Raw genomic sequence first — 17452 nt, 5'->3', positions numbered from 1 at the left:
TTTTGCACAAATAATAAATTGTAAAAATGAAAAACAAATACCTTTTGAGAGGCTTACTTCCTATTGCCGCTTTATTTCATGGCGCAGTTTCAGGACAAAGCACTTTAGTTCACTATTGGAACTTTAACAATAACATATCTGTTGCGGTAATCACAACACCTACTTCAACGCTTTTGAATGGTTCTATCACTGCTGTTTCTACAGGAACAGGAAGTACGGATACTTTTATTGATTTTGCTGGCGGAACATCACAAAACTTTAATGTAGATAATTTAAATGCAAGAAACGGAGACGCTTTAACGGCAAAACCAAAAGTAAAAGCCTAATCAATGAAAAGAGCTAAATTCATAGCAATTTCATGTTAATTAAATATTCATCTTCAGGTATCGGGAATGTAGGTGATGTTAATTTCAGCCACGTTTATCGTATTTTTTTGTTAATTAAACTGGTCGTCCGCAAAAGGTTACTTTGTGGATGTATCTTATTGTAAACTTATCGATTTCGAATTCTCGATAGTTTGGTGAAATACAAATTAGCTTCGTAGAATCACTGGGATGCGATAATAAACGCTTCATCATTCTCTGATCGTATGTTACTATTAAATAGATACAATCAGGGTCTAAATTCTCCCATTTATCCAAAAAATCAATTCCAATAATGTCTCCAGCCCGGATGATTGGCTCAAAGGAACAGCCGTGAATAGGAAAAAAGGCTTTACAGTTAACACCAGGCATACTTATAAAACCTGTAGGCATTTCAGAGGCTTGCAACAATTCGTCTACTTTCCCAGCGCTAACTGGGAGATCATAAAATGGAGCGCCTTGATCTGTTAAGCTAATATTCTCGGCGAATGTTAATTTTCTAATAACTTTGCCATAATCACTATGAGGTTCTGCAAGTGAAAGCAAATCTTCTCTAAACGGTAACAATTCTTTTACATTTGGATTGTTACCGTTTTTGTTACTGTTTTTGTTACTGTTTTTATTGGTAACATTTTCTTTACTTTTCGTTTTAATCATTTCCCCACTTTCTACAATAAGCCATTCAGGGCTTAAATCGCTAAATGCGTATAGAATTTTTTCAATAGTCTCGGAATTTAATCCCTTATTGTTTTTGATGGACTTTCCAATTAATCCAACGGACAGCTGTGCCTGCACCGTAACCTGGTTGGCATTAAGTCCCTTGTAGTCCATATAACTCTGGAGTCTCTCGGTTATTGTCATAGTTTATTGAAAAAAATCAATATTATTTTTTGTAATATTGAAAATTGTCTATATATTTGCTTCATATTAATACAGCAAAGATATGGAAACAATGGCTAAGCGCTTACGGAATGCCGTAAAAATTAAAACACCTTATCAAATAATAGCTGAAAAATGCGATTGTAACGCACTTTATGTAGGTCAAATTGCGCGAGGTGAAAGAATACCAATCCGAGGAAAGGGATTAAAGGTTTTAAAAGAAATTAAAAAAATAACTAAACAATAAATATTATGAAAACACTTCAAAAATTAGCACAAAAAATACTGAAGTATAGAACTTCAGTAAATACAATATTCGTCGATAAAGTAATTATTCAAGAATGGTTGCTATTCGGATCGTTCAAGATTGGAAAAACAACTAAAAATATTTAGAATGGAGAACCACAAACATTTGAATATTGATTCTTTAATAGGGAAAGTTGTGATTGTAGTTCCTCAATGCGGTTGCTGTAATCATGGAGAGGAATGCCAACAACATTTAACGACATATTTGAAGGAATCCCTTCTATCGTCTTTATCAGAGACTCTAACCGACGCATGTAAGAATGCACTAAGCGACATTGACTTGCCTCCTGATAATATTCCTCAAAAGGAATCCCATCGACCTTCGAGTTTTTAAATTCTTGATGTACTGATTGTAAAACATTAGAATAAAAAAGATCTGATTGACAATCATGTTGAAAATTATCAACCATCCATCGGTTGAATTTAAGTAAATCCATAGCTATATTTTTTTGTTGATGCTCAAATATAGTAAAAATCCTGCCACGGCTTAGCGTGGATTCGACACCACGGCAGGAACAAAGACAGGTCGGATAGACGGCTGTAAGGACAATTTGGAGAGACAAGTCGGTTGGCGTGCCGTTCACGCCGTTTTTTAAATAACATTATGAATTTTACATCGACAGACTTATATATAAGACAAACAAACGGGAATGAGAGCCTTTGGCTTTCTGAACGTATTGTTATCGATGTATGTGGTCTTTCAGATGGACATTTACGAAAAGAACGTAGTTCATATAAAAAAACTGTTCGTGCATGTGATCTTGCGAAAGCAAAAGATTTCATGCCGGATTCCGGTAAGTCTTGGAGATGGGGCAAAGTATCGGGTCAATTTTATTATTGCCTTAGCAATATTCCTAACAAGGCTCCAAAAAATTACAGATCAATGTTTGGCGATTCTACTGCTTTACTCGATCAGTTTAAAACAGCGTGTAAATCTAAAGAAGCTACAAGCTTAGAAACACGTTTTAAACAACATTTAAAAACCGTTTCAAAACAATATTCTGAGTTCTATTCAGATGTTAATAATGAAGCGCAAAGAATAGCCTTATCTAAGGCGTGTGCGGTTTTAGATTTCATCCTTGATACAAGAGAAGATTATCCGGGAACTGCAAACAAATTGTACAAAGATTTAAGCCCGATTTTATCAGATTTAGATTTACAGTATATACCGCACAATTATCTGAAGCTTAAAGAAAAAATTACAATTCTTGAAACTACAGATAAGGCGATTGTAGACATCATTCATTTACCAAGAACTGGAAATAATAACGCTGAGATGTACAATGATCCTGAGGTTTTCAGTTGGGTAATGCAATTACGTTCAATGCCTCAGAATTATTCAAACGAATTTATCATTAGAAAGGTATTGGATTTTTGCGAAATGACCATGAAAAAAGCGCCTTCAAGACGTTGGTTTGGTCAAACTATTTTAGAGCAGCCAAAAACCCAATTTTTAACAGGAATTAAGCGTTATGGAGCAAGTAGCAGAAAATCGCATATCCACAAAGGTTACATACCTATGGAAAATGCACTTTTTGCAGGAGATTGTTGGGAAATGGATGCAACCCGTATCAATATGATTTCTCACACAGCGGAGGATGGCAAGGAAAGATTTTTAAATATTGTTGCTGTGCGTGATGTTCACTCCGGTGATGTTTTAGGTTATTCTTTTGACTACTCGGAAAATCATGTTGTGTATTTGGAAGCTATGAAAATGGCGGTACAAAACGCAGGTTATTTACCACATGAATGGGTTACCGATAGATTCCCAGGGCACAATACTCCACAAATGATCGATTTGTTTGAAAGAATGGAATCATTAGGAGTAAATATGACTTTTACTTCCAAAGCTAATGACAAGGCGAAAATTGAAAGATGGTTCAGAACCCTACAATCTGTTTTCTTAATGGATTCTAAATATTTCTACGGTGAGGGTATTCAATCAAGAGCGGCTTACGCTCACAGATCAGCGGAATATTTGAAGAGAATAAAAAAAGAAGCGAAAAAAACGGGTTGGGATATGCAAAAGAATATCGATGAAGCTTCAACCCATGTTGAAAGATACAGAACTACACCGTTTTCAAAATATTCAAGAAAACATAAAAATGTGCATCAAAGCCCTGCGGAATTACACGAATATAGCGAAAAACCGCACGTTACTGACGTTTCAGAAGCAACAATTTCAATGTTGTTTGGTCTGAAAAAACAGATCACTCTAAGACATGATGGACAGTTTACGACTGAATTTGTAGGAGTTGAATTTGATTATATGGTGAGCCCTGCTTACTACGATATCATTTCTAATTATTTCAATAAAAAGGTTGTTGTAACCTATGATTTAAACGATTTATCGGTTGTCTTTTTATGGGAAAAGAACGGAAAACTCTTAAAATCTTTGTGTGAAGCTGAATTTGAAGCAAAAGTTAAAAATAAGGGTAAAAATCCTGAACTCGGAAAAATTAGCCAGCTGAAAGCGAGAGCGAAAGCAATTGCAGAACTGAAAGAAAATGATTTGGCTTCTATGATTGGTGAAGATTCAGCAATGATGGGAATGTACACAGAAAAAGCAGCTATAAATCTTTACGAGGATAATTATCTGAATGAAAATCAAACAAGCGTACCTCTTAAAAAAGCTTCAGGAGACGGCATATCTCCTGAATCTTTAGAAAACGCAATATTAAATAACACGTCTTTTAATTACTAATTATGACAAATTTACAAAAATCTGCAATATGTGTTGCAATAGATACAGAAAAAGAAAGGCTTGGTAGCTACGGACAAGTAGCTACAAAAGCCGATGTTTCATCAGCGACAATTTCTCAAATGAGAAATCGTAATTGGGAGTTGATTAAGGATGAAATGTGGCTGAAAGTTGGGAAAGCTTTAGGCTATAATGATACCGAATGGCAAATAGCCGAAACAATCAACTATAAAAAAGTTACTAAAATATGTAACGATGCTAAAGCTTATAATCTGTTTATGATCATCACTGATAAAGCAGGAATCGGTAAAAGCACACCTTTAAAATCATACGCTCAAACAAATACTGATACGGGTGTTTTCTATATCCGTTGTCGTGAGTGGGCAAAGCGTGAATTTTTAACTGAATTGTGTACAATGCTTGGAATCGATATAGGTAAATCTTATATGCACATTGATGCATTGGGAATGAAGGTCGTAGAATTTTTCAGAAAAAGGTCAAAAACCAAACCGCTTTTAATCGTGGATGAAGCCAGTAAATTAAAAGATTCTGCACTTCGTTGGTTTATTCATCTATACAATGAAAACGAAGACGAAATGAGTGTTATCGCATCAGGAACTCCCGATCTTGAACAAAGAATTACAAGAGGTGTAAAGCTTAAAAAATTAGGCTTTGACGAGTTAGAAAGTCGTTTTGGACGTGCTTACATCAATCTTATTGGTGCGACAATCGACTGTGTGAAAAAAATATGCACAGCTAATGGGATAACAGATTCTCAAACACACAAAAGAATCTTTGATGAATTAAAACCTGTGTATAAGGAAATCCAAGTTTCAGCAGATCAGGTTCAGAATGTGAAGGTTGTTGACGACTTGAGAAGGTTGAAAAGAACGGTTATCAGAGAAAAAATTAAAATTCAAAATACATATTAATATGATTAAACAATTATTAGAATCAGGAGTTTGCTTTGCTGTGGTTCAAAGCTACTCATACTTAACAAAAGCAAAAATAATGGAAAACCAGCAATGGGAAGTTATCGCTTTAGAGAGCGATCAGGATAAATTGAGAGGTTTGGGATTTTTCAGAAAAAACAATTACTACAGTCACGAATCGCAAAAAAACCCTGATGGGGTGATGTCGAAAATAATGAAGCAGGAAGATATTCGAGAGTTTAAAGAGAAAATTCCTGATTATTTTGATAAAGTCAAAGAAACTAACGACGGAAAGGTTTGGGAACTTAAAAACTACTCGTTTAAACGACGTTTAAAAGCCGCTTAAATGAGTGCTTCAAAAGTTTTAGATGAAGTTTTCACAGCACTTCAAGCGGTAGGAGATAAACCTACTTTGTCAGCTACCAATAAAGCATATATAAAAGCTGTAATAATCATGGAACAAGCTTTATTGGCTGAATATACCAAAGGAAGACGAGAGGCAATCCAGGAGATTGAAAACGAAAAAATAAAAAAACAAAAAAATCAAAATTGAATGAAGGATCTTTCAAAAGTTGATTTGGTAGAATTAAAACGTAGGTATGATGTTGTTGAGTGGCAAATTTCAATTGCAAAAGAACTTCCAACACTTCGGAACCGGGAACAAAGGTTAACAGAACTACAAACAGAAATTTTAAAAAGACAAAAATTATTATGACAACAATTGATATCAAAGCATTAAGCCCTGAGCAAATAAAAGAATTATTAAGCCAGGCATCTCCGGAAGATTTAAAAAACACGCTTCAGGAAAAAGAAAATCAAAAAGACCAGGACAGAAAAGCATACAAAGAATTGGTTAATACAGCAGTTCCAAGCTTAGTGGGAATCCTTTTAGGTTTATCTCAGGACTTATCGATTATTAAGGTCACCATTTTTGAAGGGCTGAGGACACTTTTAGACTTAAAACAAGACGCTTATCAAGTAAAACAGGGGCAACAGTCTCATTCTTTTACTGACGATCAAGGAAACGGTATCTCATATGGTTTTAGAGTAATCGATGGATGGGACGATACAGTTAATGCCGGAATCGACAAAATCAAAGAAGTTGTTGAAAGTATGGCTAAGGACGAAAATTCCGCAAAATTGGTCTCTGTTATCAATAAACTTTTGAAAAAAGATGCCAAAGGAAACTTGAAATCATCAAGAGTTTTGGAATTGAGACAGCTTGCAGTGGAATTAAACGATGAAAAATTCAGTGATGCAGTTAAGATCATCCAGGATGCTTACAAGCCTATCAGATCAGCGTTTTTCATTGAAGCTTACACTACTGATCCACAAGGTAAGAAAGTTTATATACCACTTTCTATTACTTCAGTCGACTTTCCTGAAGGAACTGTCATTGAAGATTTATTTCCGCTTGAAAGTGAAGAAAATAAAGAAGCTGAGTAATGGACGAAATCGCCGTGTTGCTTGTAATAGCGTTCATAGTTGGATTCTTTTTCGGCGTTTGTCTTTGCGCCGCAGCATTCAGAAGATAAGACATCCCAAACGGTTTTTTGGAGTGGTTCGATTCCGCTCCTGGGAACAAAGAAAATTTTAACAATGAAGAAATTCAAAAAGCGAATAAACATTGACAATGCTACTGCTTTCAAGTTGGAGTATTTGGAAGGAATGGATAAAAAATCAAAAGAATTTGCCTCGTTTAAGGCAATGGAGCAGTTTCATAGCAGACAAAGAGATTTTTCATATTTAGAGCTTCATAGATATGCTTTTGTTGAGGATAAGTGGCATCGATTTATAAAGCTGAGATCACCTTACGTTTTTGAACAGGAAATAGATTTTATAAATAAAATTTTCAATGAAAACTTTGAAGTTGAAAATCTTCAAAATTCAGAAAGTGAAGAAATTAATCATCAAAAATAATCATAAACTAATGTTGAAAAAAAAGAAAATCACCGCTTTCTGACCTATTTCCTGAGCGTGAGGGATTAAGGATAAAATCTATTTCAAACAAGGAAGAAATTAATACAGCTAAAATTTTAAAAAATAAATTAAATGAAACGAAAAGGTAAAACTCAGGCAGTAATTCAAACTGTTATTAAGGATGCAGCTGAAGCACACGCAAAAAATCAGCTTGGAGAATCACAATTTAAAACTAATAAGAACGCTAGGGAAACAATTCAAGATGATTTTAAAAGCGGTGCAAATTGGATGTTTCACTACAACAGTGATAAAAAAACTGATAACCTGGAAGATTTAACTACCAAAAATTTAGAATTGGTTTCGAGCTTCGTAGAACATTACAAAGTTGAAACAGGAAAAGAGATCGAAGAAAGTGCGATACTATCCTTTTTCAACGCTTAATCCCAAACGGTTTTTTGGAGTGGTTCGATTCCACTCCTGGGAACAAACAAACCTTTAAAATTAATAAAAATGGGTGTAGACTACACAGCAAGTTGCGGAATCGGATTCCAATTAAGACAACCGCAAAGCAACGAAAAATTTGAAAATGAATACGATGGAGATTTTGAAAATTTCTTTTATGGAGAAATTTCAAACCTAATCGATGACAGTGAGGATTTCGAATACTTCATTACTGGAGAAGGGAATTACGTTGCAGAGGAGGAAAATGAAATTTTTGTTGTTGTAAACGGAAAACTCAGTGATGGGTGGGATGAAATGAAAAAAAAGACAGCGCAGTTACATACTTTTTTGTGGAATCTTGATTTGATAAATCTTGATGATACTCCAGAAGTTGTCGGAGGGCTTCTTGTACACTAATCCCAAACGGTTTTTTTTTGGAGCGGTTCGATTCCGTTCCTGGGAACAAATTTTAAAATAAAATGACCAAAGAAGAAAAATTTAATGACTTGATATTTAAATCTTTCAAAAATTCTAATCATTACGAATTGATAAAGCATGGAATGAATCGGGCGAGGTGTTTAATGCTAAAACATATAATTTTTGAAAAAGCATCAGCAACTCATCAATACGATATGTGTATGACAATTTACATCATAGGAACTCAATCCTCAACGAAGGCAATCCATAATTTTAGAATTATTACAAAGCCGGAGGAAAGAACATTTGAATATTCTTTAGATGAAGGATTCGAGCCATTGACTACTATTGATTGTAATGAATTAAAATTTTTAGAATGATATTAATAGATTTTAATCACGAAGTATGGCGCATCTGCATCCATTGCGGAAGCGAATTCGATTGGAGAAACGCACTTTGGAATCAATGTCCGGATTGCGGTAAAAAATGGAACGAATAAGCGTTTAAACGCTATTTAAACACAAAAAAAAGATTAAAAATGATAACAAATTCAATTATGAAAAAGCAGCTGCAGCAAAAATTTGCTCAGCAATCTTTGGAGCAGTCGATTTGGTTGCATACCAATTACAGAACCGGAAATATCGACGAGCTTGAGCCGGAAGAGTTGGAAAGATTTTATTATATGTTTTTCCCTCAGCAACCAACTGAAAAACAACTTTTGATTAAGGAATATAACGAGGCTCGATTGAAAGGTTTAAGATCGGTTATTTTGAAAGATGCTCAGTATATCGGTTTGTACGATCCGCAGGATTGGAAGCCTTTTAATGAGTTTATGAATAAACTAAGCGTTCTAAAAAAGCCACTTAATAAATATACTGCAGACGAATTTGACGGACTGATAAAACAGTTTAAGAGTTTAAAGTCAAAATATCAAAAAGCGGCAAAAATTCCCGGCACTAAAGAATGGTATCACAAAAATAAACTTCCGATGCCTTCCTTTAATTAAAAAAAATGCCCACAACCATACAGGTCATGAGCGATTTGTCATTAGCAGTGCAAATATAATCAAAAACCTGTATGGCTTTTAACAAAAAAAACTATTTCAAGAAAATTATCAAAATTCAGGAGATCACTGCGGAACAAAAGTTTCGCCAGGGTTTGACGTATAAAGAGATTTACTTTCAGTTTATAGAGCCTCAGTATCACATTTCAATCAGAACCTACAGGACTTACCTGGGAATTCCGGCGAAAAGAGATCTGAAAAAATTACAGGAGATTGATAACAGCAACGGAAATCAATTAACCTTTAATTTTTAAATACTATGGACAAAGTAACTCAAGAAAGAATCTCAAAATTACACCCAAGTGTAAGATCAGAAGTAAAAAAAATCATTGAACAAATCGACAAAGCTTTAACCGGAAGAGCAAAAGTAAGAATCTCTCAAGGCTTGAGAACCTTTAAGGAACAAGATGATTTATTTGCTATCGGCAGAACGAAGCCAGGAAAGAAAGTAACACAGGCAAAAAGCGGTCAAAGTATCCATAATTACGGTTTTGCAGTTGATATCGTTTTGATTATCGACGGAAAAACAGCAAGTTGGGACACTAAAGCAGATTGGGACGGTGATAAAGTAGCAGACTGGATGGAATGCGTAGCAATATTCAGAGCAAATGGCTGGGAATGGGGCGGCGATTGGGAAACATTCAAAGATATGCCTCACTTTGAAAAGAAGGGCTTTAAATGGCGTGTTTTAGCCACAAAAAAACGAGACAAAGAAAATTATGTAATACTATAAAAAATGAAAACAAAACTGAAAATAGAACCTGAAACACTTTTTTTGCTGCATACTGTAGTTTTACAGCAAAGCCAATTTTCTTTAACAGGAAGAAACAGCGGAAAATCTATGATTATCGAACTTTTCGAGATTTTAAGCAAAAAATGTATCGCTTATTCAACCAATGCGAACGGAAAAAAAAGAGATTTGGAACTTCGCTTTCATTTGGCAGAAAAACTGTTGGAATTAACAAAAACAAAGTTATCTGACCGATCACTTGGAATTTATGAAAATAACAAGCTTGAGATTTTCAAAAACGAATTACATCAAAAATTAATTTAATTAATTTCAAAACGGTTTCCCGTAAGGTATCTATTTAATTATCAAATAAATTAGCGCAATGAAAAATTTCATTAAAGAATGTCTTCTCTTAAAAAGTGACGATAAAATAATAAAAGTTTCAGGTTTGATAATATGGTTTTGTAGTTTTTTATTACTATTAATTGTAATTGGAGTTTTAAGTTTTTAAAGTTGGAATTTAAAATGGCGGAGGTGCAAGTCGAAAGATTTGCACCTTTTTTCATGCTTACGGTAAACCGTATTTTTATTTGTTCTACTGCCTATTTTTACAAAAAAAAAGTTATGAAAAAGTTTAAAATCAATGCGCAAAGTCACATTATAGCAGATGTTATACAACATCTTAATTTTGGAATGACAGGAATGGGGATTGCAAGATCATGGGATTATGAAGTGAAGGGAAATACTATCTATTTTACATTAAAGGAAGGCTGCGAAGTTAATCCGGAAGATTTGTTTTGGTTTGGTTACTTGACAAAGGATTAATTTGTTAAATTTGAAAATTATTTTTCATAAATTATTAAAAAAGTATATGTTTATAATTGTTATACTGCTATTCTGCATTATTATTTTTGCTATGGTGATGTTTTCTAAATCGCAAAAAAAAAATACACAATCCAACAGTGCCAATAATAAGAATGTTGCCTCAATCGGAATGTATTTTATGGAACTAAGAACAGAACTTCGTAAAAAAAATGTTGAAATAGAGAATGGTTTTTTGCTTCAAGAATATTATTATATTTTGGGATGTGCAAGTCAAGGTCGCTTAGATGAAATGAAGGAAAGAATATTAGATTCTGATGCCGTTTTAGGAACATTTTTTGCCACTTATAATAAGCAACTAATGAAAATGGCTAAAATAGCTAAAGAGGTTGATGAGATACCTATAGGCTATGATTTAAAAAACGGCGAAAGTATAGGAGAATATTTTGATAGAAAAATATCTAAAAGACCTGCTTTTATGAAAGAATTTGAGTTTTTTAAAAACTTTGACATACAACAATATTTAAAAAAATAAATCTAATGAAGAGAATATTTCTACTCGTTTTATTACTTCCGATTCTTTCGTTTGCACAGAACCAATTTCGTAAACTTGATTCCCTGCAATTTCGTAAAGTTGTAGATCAAATAATCACAGATACGGGCGTGAAATACCAAGAAGAAATAAATCGTCAGGATTGGGACGAAAACAATTTAAAATTTGTTAATCCGGCAAACGATAAAGATTTCTTTTTTATTGAGTATGGATGTAAAGATAATATTTGTAGCATTTTTACTTTCTATGCGAACTACGATAGAATTTTTCCACTTTGGAAAAAATATTCAGAGCCGAATGCTAATAAAGAGGTTTTAAAAAAGAAAGGCTTTAAAATGTTAAATCAAACTTCAATACAAAAATTTGACAAAGATGTTTGGAAAATGGAACTTTAAAGCAATTTTAATTATGTTTTTTTTATCTGCAGTAAAATTTTCTGCACAGGTAAATCCATCCAGGAACAAAGGCGAAGTTTTTAAAAATCGTCCTGATAAGCCTTATGAAAATACAAATTATTCGGGATTGATAATTGTAACTAAAGGAACTTACGGATTAACATTTGAAGATCGTCAACTTTCTACAGATGTAAAAAATAGAATTGAAAAGTTTTTTAAACGGCGTTTAAACGGATATACGGATTTAAAAAAATACCATCTGCGAGTTTACGAGAAACGTGGCAAATGGTATATTGATAATACAGAAATTTAATCGAAAACACTTTTGTAAAGACCGCTTTTGATTTTAAGATCTTCTATAGAGCCTGTGAGTTTTTCACGGGCTTTTTTAGTATAGCTGCAGTTATAGGTCAAAACAAACTGATCCACAACAATAGGCTCTAAATTTAGCTCTTCTGTGGCAGCGTTAAGTTTTCCGGTGTGTTCTGTTTCAAACGTTTCAAGAATTCCGTCAGTAATCTCTATAAAATCTATAAACTTCAAAGCTTCTGCAGTATTTTTTCCTATGCTGCTTGTATCTCTCATCTGCTCATAACACATTCTGAAAGTTACATTTGCCTGTGCGGGTTTTTGCCTGTGATCAATAGTCCAGCTTACAAAAATAGCCGGACAAGGATACATATCAAAGCTTTCCGGATCTAAGTCCTGACCTGCATACAAATCAATAAATTTAGGGCAATCAATACCTTTGGTTCTGTAAAGATCCTTTGTTTCTTCTTTGGTAAAAGTTTCTATTAATTTTTTATAAAATTCTTTCATTTTGAGGTCTGTTTATTTCGTTGTTAAGTTCTGAAGATAAAAATCTTTCAATCCTACGATTTAGGATTGCTGAATCACCTAAAAACTGTCTTTTAGGCATCGTAACATTCATTCTCCTTCTGTGGCTTCTCACTTCGTGAGTGGTTGCTGCTCCACGTCTTTCATATCGCCCACGGGTGTCTCTTGTTCTCCTGGTTTCTTTTTTCCTGGTATGCCCTCTTACTGTTACAGATTTGTTTATAGTTCCGCCATCGTTATGGATTGGAGCATAGGGAACATCGGTTCCTATATATACATAATAATTACCCTGAGCCAATTTTCTGATGCTCCTCTTTAGTCTACCGGACTTTACAAGAATAGAGCCTCTCGCAGGTCTTTTTCTTGCCTTCCAGGGTTCTCGTTTATTGCTGAGCCAATTCTTTTGAACAAATCTTTCTTTCGAGAAATTAACCGCTAATATTGCAACTTTCGACATCGACCGATTAAGGAACTCCGCTTTATTAACTTGTCTGAGGCGATCAAGAAAATCGCCTCTAAACTCAACTGTGCTGTTATCTGCCATATTATGAAGTCTCTGCGTTTCTAACAATTCTCATCATCATTTCATTAAAGAAATCTTCCATCTGTTGCCATGACATGCCGGATGCTGCATCTCCTTTCATATTGATATCACCTTTATGAAGTGCATCAATAGTAATTTTAATATTTTTAACCTGTTTTGCATCTCCAGCTACTTTGTTAACCCCATCTTTAAGCTTCTTTTTCTTCTTTTCTTCAGCAGCTGCGGATTCATCTGTAAACGCTCCGCCTTCAGTACCGTATAATGAACTTGGGTCGAAAGGTTTTTTCTGATTTTTAGATTTGTCGTATTGATCTGCATATTCTTTCATAATGGCTAATCCATTGGCACGAAGCTTAGCATCTTTTTCCTGCTGCGTGTCCGTCAAATCCATCTTTTCTCTGAACTTATGTACTTCGTCCTTTGCAACATTGGCGAAGGCTCCCAAAGCACCGGGTAATTTACCCATTAAGGTGAGAAGGTCTTCAATTGGCTTTAAAAAGAAATCCATTAAAACCTCATTAATTCTTTTTATTCCTCCAATTATACCGCCGTCATTAAATGCCTTTTTAATGCTGTCCCAGTGCTTATATAAAAGCATAATCCCTGAGATTAACCACCCGATCGGACCCAACATCATTAAAACGCTTTGTCCCCACTCATCAAATTTTATGATGCAAGCAACAATCAAAGCAATCAAGGCGGCGATACCCAAAATAATCCATGTAGTTGGATTGGCAGCCATTGCAAGATTCCACAACCATGTGGCAGCGGTTAAGAGTCCTAAAACACCAACCAATGTCATGAATGTTGGTATTAACACATCTGAATTTTTGTACATCCATTCAAATAATGGTGCAACTTTTTCTAAAGCTGCAGTTACATAAGGCAATGCTTCCTGACCTAATTTGATCATAACCGCTTTAATTTTATTGTTTGCGATATCGTATTGTTCCATTGGTGTTAAAGAATCAATATAAGCCTGATCTAAAGAACCCTGAGCGTCAGACGTTGCTAAAGTTGCTTTTTTAAGTCCTTCGATATCCTGCATTAATGTTCCGAAACCTAAAGCTGTAGACTGGTCAAAACCTAATTTACTCAGTTTTTTTACTTTCTGCTCGTCTGTCAATCCATCCATTTGTTTATTAAGTTCACCAACGATATCAATTAGCGGTCTGATCTTTCCTGAAGATGTGAAAATATTAATTCCTAAAGAACGGAAACCGCTTATAAATTTTCCAGTTTTTTTATCCGTTTTTCCCATTGCCACGTCTGCATTTGACAGGGTTCTCATAATTCCTTCTAAAGCAGTTGAAGATTGCTCAGCACTCAATTTTGTTGTTAATGAAGCATAAGCCCCGGCAGTTCCTTCTAGTTCATAACCAATAGCCCTTGCCAATGGAATTACTTTAGGAAGATATTTAGCAATGTCTTTAAACTCTGCATTACCTTCCTTAACCGTTTCAAAGAGTACGTCATAAACTTTGTTGATGTCTTTTCCCGAAGACATCATTGTGGCGATACCTGCACCTGCCACGGTTTCAATATCTGTAAAACCTGCTTTAGCAGCTCGCAATGTTGGTTCCAAAGCATCAAGCGATGTTTTTACATCAAGCCCGGCACTGATTATTCGACCGAATGCCTTGGGGACTTCATCAAGTGGACTTGCATTTCGTGCTCCGACATCGAGCAGCTGATCCGACAATCCCCGGAGTTCTTTTTTGGATAGCCCAGCGGTGACGTTGATCTCCGCCATTTTGACCTCCCAATCGTTAGCCATTTTTGTGGCGGTTCCGAGGAAACCGATTGCGGCGGTAAACATTCCGGCAAAAAGCATTGCCGGATTTTTAAGTTTATCTAATGCATTGTTTAATCCTGGGATATCATCAACCAGAGTTTTCCATTTGGCACGCATTCCATCGACACCTCTCGACCATCTGCTCTGCATTCGTTGAAGACCATTGTTAAACAGCTTTGCGCTGAGATCAACGAGCATCATTAATTTTGTTGTTGCCATTTATTTTATTTTTATTCCAAATCTTTCTTTTGCGTCTTCACCTTTCATGTCGTACCAATCTTTAATTTCCAACCCTTCCATTTCGTTGTTGAGGTGTACGTTTACGATCACTGCTTTGTCTCCGTAGAATTTGATGTAGTGAGAATTGAATTTTCCTTCCTTCCGGTCATTTAACCAAACTTCATCGGGTTGATTAAGGATGTCTTTCACATGCGGAAATAGTTGATGTCTCAATTCATCGTTTTTCAGATATTTTTCTTTTGTGAATTTGTCAAATGTTGACTCCGGAAGAATAAGCTTTCTTTGCATGTAATCTGAAAAACCCATATAGTCGGTGTCTTTCTCTTTTTTGAAAAGTTCTTTTGCATTTTTTCCGGTGATTGTTTTATCAAGCTGCATTGGCTTTAAGTCGCCTTTAAATTCACTGTGTTTTTTTAAACCATACTGATCATACGTCATTTTTCCTATTTCGCTGTTTAAACCTTTGTTATCCCCGTAGAATTGCTTTTGAGTGAAAACCTGTTTCAGATCGCCCCGGTTAATTTCAAATTGAGAATTTTTAAATTTTGGGTCTCGTGAATGCATCAATTCTAAACCTCTTACTCCCGATATCGCTTTTCCTGATCCGATATACTGCAACCATTCACAACGACAACCAAAACCGTTCGGTGGTGTAAGCTTCATAGCTTCAGGGTCGTTTAAGTCGAAAATTTTTCCGTTTAAAATTGCGTGAGCTTCTCTTACAGCTTCATCACCAATGGTTTGATATTGCACCAGGTTTGTTACCGTATCTTTTTCTGCCATAAAACGAACGAAAGAAGCTGAGTTTTGACCGACTGCGATGCTGAGGTTATATTCGGTTTCAAGGTATCGTGTATTTAAATCTGCTGTTTTTTCAAGGCAAAGACGTTCAAATTCTGAATATCCTCTAATGCCTTTTTCTTTGTCGACAAGCAAATCCATCATTGTTGCATATCTCGCCTCAGTTTTGGAAGCTGCAAATTCAAACAGGTTGTATTCCATCATTTGCACAACCAACCAATCCTGTCCGGTGTAAGGATTGAAAGTTTTAAAATTGTCTCTCAATCCCTCAACCATTTGTATGGCTTCTCCTCCGATAAGCTCACCTTTTGCACCGGAGATGTTTTTATTATCAAAAATTGCCCTCACCAATTTCTTAGTAAGAATTTTTATAATTTCCTTTTTTAAAGAGTCAACGGGTTTAGCGTGTTTTCCACAAGTGCATGTAAAGTCACCATAACGGTCTATTGGTTTGTTTTCGGGAAAATATCCTGCTGCTATGTTATTGGGTTGGCTGATTTTTTTTTTTGCTCCCAAAGGGATATTAAAAGTTTTCGAGATCCAGTCCTGTTCAACTTCGTAGCCGTTACTAATTAATCCGCTTGTTATGCTCCAAAGTTGAGGCAAGTCAATTTCCTGTTCAGCGGTTTTAAACTCGAAAATCTCTTCTTCAGAAATATTATAACCTTGAAGTCTAAGCAGTGGGAAAAGTTGATCGTTTATTATAAACTGAATCATTCTTTTGTCAGCCTGGGAAATTCTATTATCCAAAGACCTTTCGTGAACTTCAGTTTGAGAACGGTTAGTTCCCTGGTCACTTAACATCGTAGAACCAACAATCATTTTACTAATATCGTTGGCGTTCGCCTGCATAAACTGAGAATATACCTGAAACGCATCTGTTCTGTTTGCTTCCTGAAACTTAATGTCTGTTCCGGGAGGAAATGTTCCTACAGAAGCTTCGCCCAGGCTTAACAACATTTCATGCACGTTATCAATTACTGCAGCATCGGTTGTATTTGTCGTTGCGGTGATTAGGGGTAAACCAAACTTTTCGCAAAATTCCGCCCACGATTGCATGACATTTCTCTTCCAAATTAGATTTGGAATGATATTGTTTAGAATTCCCAAACTGTCACTTTTCCCTAATTGGATTAGCCACGGTTTCAGAGTTGCGTCCAGGTAATTGATAAAGTCCGGCTTTGTAATATCAGGAAAGATTTTGCCACGAGTAGGAACAACATTACGTCTTGGAATTAATCCAATGTCGATTTTTTCATTCTCAAAGCTTCGGAATTCCGTCACTGTTGCTCCTCTCAATATACTATCAAGGCATAGATCCAGGAATTCGTAAAACCATTGCTGTTGGAGAATGAAACCTACTTCTTCATTTTCGACACTGGTCTTTCTGTTTATCACACGATAATCCGTGTTTAGTGTTGAAAGCTTACGCATTTGAATTTGTGACTGAAGGTGACCGTCCGTCATTAAATCATCAAGGAGGTCATGGTATTGGTTGAATTTTGGGTCATCAATATTTTGTGCTGCTATTAAAGAAGATCTCCACTTTGCAATATCTTTTCTTGAGTTGTCTTTAAAAGCATCTACAATCTTAACGATTGAAGGGTTTTTCTTACCTGAACCTTTCGAAGCTTCCGTTTTTGCAGAAACGTTGTTTTTTTTGAGTGAAAAGTTAAATCCTAATATTTCCATTAGTTTTTATTTTAGTTGTCTT

General features: G+C 35.2%; 27 protein-coding genes. 21 read left to right on the top strand and 6 right to left on the bottom strand.

From position 1 onward, the window contains the following. The first annotated feature begins 26 nt into the window (after nucleotides 1-26). Nucleotides 27-326 carry a hypothetical protein gene (locus FDY99_RS17230; RefSeq protein ID WP_139423013.1) on the top strand — a complete coding sequence of 100 codons (300 nt, stop codon included), beginning with the start codon at nucleotides 27-29 and terminating at the stop codon, nucleotides 324-326. 114 nt (nucleotides 327-440) lie between these two features. Here the strand turns inward: FDY99_RS17230 and FDY99_RS17225 are convergent, their stop codons facing one another. Next, nucleotides 441-1193 carry a S24 family peptidase gene (locus FDY99_RS17225; protein ID WP_139423012.1) on the bottom strand — a complete coding sequence of 251 codons (753 nt, stop codon included), beginning with the start codon at nucleotides 1191-1193 and terminating at the stop codon, nucleotides 441-443. 112 nt (nucleotides 1194-1305) lie between these two features. Between FDY99_RS17225 and FDY99_RS17220 the strand changes: the two genes are divergently transcribed. Next, nucleotides 1306-1488, top strand: coding sequence for an XRE family transcriptional regulator (locus FDY99_RS17220; protein ID WP_139423011.1), 183 nt, complete (start codon nucleotides 1306-1308; stop codon nucleotides 1486-1488). Between the two features lie 142 nt (nucleotides 1489-1630). On the opposite strand, the gene FDY99_RS17215 is transcribed toward FDY99_RS17220, so the two are convergent. After that, nucleotides 1631-1984, bottom strand: coding sequence for a hypothetical protein (locus FDY99_RS17215; RefSeq protein WP_139423010.1), 354 nt, complete (start codon nucleotides 1982-1984; stop codon nucleotides 1631-1633). 167 nt (nucleotides 1985-2151) lie between these two features. On the opposite strand from FDY99_RS17215, the gene FDY99_RS17210 reads away from it, so the two are divergent. The 19 genes from FDY99_RS17210 (at nucleotide 2152) to FDY99_RS17130 (ending at nucleotide 11834) form a co-directional block, all read left to right on the top strand. Next, nucleotides 2152-4251 (top strand): DDE-type integrase/transposase/recombinase, encoded by a 2100-nt coding sequence (locus tag FDY99_RS17210; protein WP_139423009.1) that lies wholly within the window; start codon nucleotides 2152-2154, stop codon nucleotides 4249-4251. Between the two features lie 2 nt (nucleotides 4252-4253). Beyond that, nucleotides 4254-5180 carry an ATP-binding protein gene (locus FDY99_RS17205; protein ID WP_139423008.1) on the top strand — a complete coding sequence of 309 codons (927 nt, stop codon included), beginning with the start codon at nucleotides 4254-4256 and terminating at the stop codon, nucleotides 5178-5180. 1 nt (nucleotide 5181) lies between these two features. After that, nucleotides 5182-5526 (top strand): hypothetical protein, encoded by a 345-nt coding sequence (locus tag FDY99_RS17200; RefSeq protein WP_139423007.1) that lies wholly within the window; start codon nucleotides 5182-5184, stop codon nucleotides 5524-5526. Beyond that, entirely contained in the window at nucleotides 5527-5733 is a 207-nt protein-coding gene (locus FDY99_RS17195; RefSeq protein WP_139423006.1) for a hypothetical protein, read from the top strand. Next, nucleotides 5734-5895: a hypothetical protein gene (locus tag FDY99_RS23040; RefSeq protein WP_162304183.1), complete on the top strand. Its 162-nt coding sequence runs from the start codon at nucleotides 5734-5736 to the stop codon at nucleotides 5893-5895. It begins immediately after the preceding gene. Continuing rightward, on the top strand, nucleotides 5892-6626 hold the full coding sequence (locus FDY99_RS17190; protein WP_139423005.1) for a DUF3164 family protein: 735 nt from the start codon (nucleotides 5892-5894) through the stop codon (nucleotides 6624-6626). Before FDY99_RS23040 ends, FDY99_RS17190 begins: the two co-directional genes overlap by 4 nt. 153 nt (nucleotides 6627-6779) lie before the next feature. Then, on the top strand, nucleotides 6780-7100 hold the full coding sequence (locus tag FDY99_RS17185) for a hypothetical protein (protein WP_139423004.1): 321 nt from the start codon (nucleotides 6780-6782) through the stop codon (nucleotides 7098-7100). Between the two features lie 132 nt (nucleotides 7101-7232). Continuing rightward, entirely contained in the window at nucleotides 7233-7541 is a 309-nt protein-coding gene (locus FDY99_RS17180; RefSeq protein ID WP_139423003.1) for a hypothetical protein, read from the top strand. 69 nt (nucleotides 7542-7610) lie between these two features. Then, complete coding sequence (locus FDY99_RS17175) at nucleotides 7611-7958, top strand: hypothetical protein (RefSeq protein ID WP_139423002.1); 348 nt, start codon at nucleotides 7611-7613, stop codon at nucleotides 7956-7958. A 62-nt stretch (nucleotides 7959-8020) separates the two neighbouring features. Beyond that, entirely contained in the window at nucleotides 8021-8338 is a 318-nt protein-coding gene (locus FDY99_RS17170) for a hypothetical protein (RefSeq protein ID WP_139423001.1), read from the top strand. Continuing rightward, nucleotides 8335-8457, top strand: coding sequence for a hypothetical protein (locus FDY99_RS23560; protein ID WP_262711403.1), 123 nt, complete (start codon nucleotides 8335-8337; stop codon nucleotides 8455-8457). The genes FDY99_RS17170 and FDY99_RS23560 overlap by 4 nt, the downstream gene beginning before the upstream one ends. 57 nt (nucleotides 8458-8514) lie before the next feature. Beyond that, the gene (locus tag FDY99_RS17165; protein WP_139423000.1) at nucleotides 8515-8964 is read left to right on the top strand and encodes a hypothetical protein; all 450 of its coding nucleotides are present in this window, start codon (nucleotides 8515-8517) and stop codon (nucleotides 8962-8964) included. Between the two features lie 71 nt (nucleotides 8965-9035). Beyond that, on the top strand, nucleotides 9036-9275 hold the full coding sequence (locus FDY99_RS17160; RefSeq protein ID WP_139422999.1) for a hypothetical protein: 240 nt from the start codon (nucleotides 9036-9038) through the stop codon (nucleotides 9273-9275). 5 nt (nucleotides 9276-9280) lie between these two features. After that, complete coding sequence (locus FDY99_RS17155; RefSeq protein ID WP_139422998.1) at nucleotides 9281-9754, top strand: M15 family metallopeptidase; 474 nt, start codon at nucleotides 9281-9283, stop codon at nucleotides 9752-9754. A 3-nt stretch (nucleotides 9755-9757) separates the two neighbouring features. Further along, nucleotides 9758-10075 (top strand): hypothetical protein, encoded by a 318-nt coding sequence (locus FDY99_RS17150; protein ID WP_139422997.1) that lies wholly within the window; start codon nucleotides 9758-9760, stop codon nucleotides 10073-10075. 300 nt (nucleotides 10076-10375) lie between these two features. Further along, entirely contained in the window at nucleotides 10376-10576 is a 201-nt protein-coding gene (locus FDY99_RS17145) for a hypothetical protein (RefSeq protein WP_139422996.1), read from the top strand. A 10-nt stretch (nucleotides 10577-10586) separates the two neighbouring features. Continuing rightward, entirely contained in the window at nucleotides 10587-11108 is a 522-nt protein-coding gene (locus tag FDY99_RS17140) for a hypothetical protein (RefSeq protein ID WP_139422995.1), read from the top strand. Nucleotides 11109-11113: 5 nt separating this feature from the next. After that, entirely contained in the window at nucleotides 11114-11521 is a 408-nt protein-coding gene (locus FDY99_RS17135) for a hypothetical protein (protein ID WP_139422994.1), read from the top strand. A 13-nt stretch (nucleotides 11522-11534) separates the two neighbouring features. Beyond that, a complete protein-coding gene (locus tag FDY99_RS17130; protein ID WP_139422993.1) occupies nucleotides 11535-11834 on the top strand; it encodes a hypothetical protein in 300 nt (99 codons plus the stop codon). Here FDY99_RS17130 and FDY99_RS17125 read toward each other — a convergent pair. The 4 genes from FDY99_RS17125 to FDY99_RS17110 are packed head-to-tail and all read right to left on the bottom strand — an operon-like array spanning nucleotide 11831 to nucleotide 17430. Beyond that, nucleotides 11831-12340, bottom strand: a complete 510-nt coding sequence (locus FDY99_RS17125; RefSeq protein ID WP_139422992.1) for a hypothetical protein — start codon at nucleotides 12338-12340, stop codon at nucleotides 11831-11833. The two genes, FDY99_RS17130 and FDY99_RS17125, sit on opposite strands and share 4 nt — an antisense overlap. After that, nucleotides 12324-12902 carry a phage virion morphogenesis protein gene (locus tag FDY99_RS17120; protein ID WP_139422991.1) on the bottom strand — a complete coding sequence of 193 codons (579 nt, stop codon included), beginning with the start codon at nucleotides 12900-12902 and terminating at the stop codon, nucleotides 12324-12326. Before FDY99_RS17120 ends, FDY99_RS17125 begins: the two co-directional genes overlap by 17 nt. A 1-nt stretch (nucleotide 12903) precedes the next feature. After that, nucleotides 12904-14916 (bottom strand): phage tail tape measure protein, encoded by a 2013-nt coding sequence (locus FDY99_RS17115; RefSeq protein ID WP_139422990.1) that lies wholly within the window; start codon nucleotides 14914-14916, stop codon nucleotides 12904-12906. Beyond that, complete coding sequence (locus FDY99_RS17110) at nucleotides 14917-17430, bottom strand: phage portal protein family protein (RefSeq protein ID WP_139422989.1); 2514 nt, start codon at nucleotides 17428-17430, stop codon at nucleotides 14917-14919. Nucleotides 17431-17452: the final 22 nt, after the last annotated feature.

This window comes from Chryseobacterium mulctrae (genome assembly GCF_006175945.1).
Classification (GTDB): domain Bacteria; phylum Bacteroidota; class Bacteroidia; order Flavobacteriales; family Weeksellaceae; genus Chryseobacterium; species Chryseobacterium mulctrae.
Note: the sequence above shows the minus strand (reverse complement) of the source record. Positions and strands in the feature narration are given on the sequence as shown.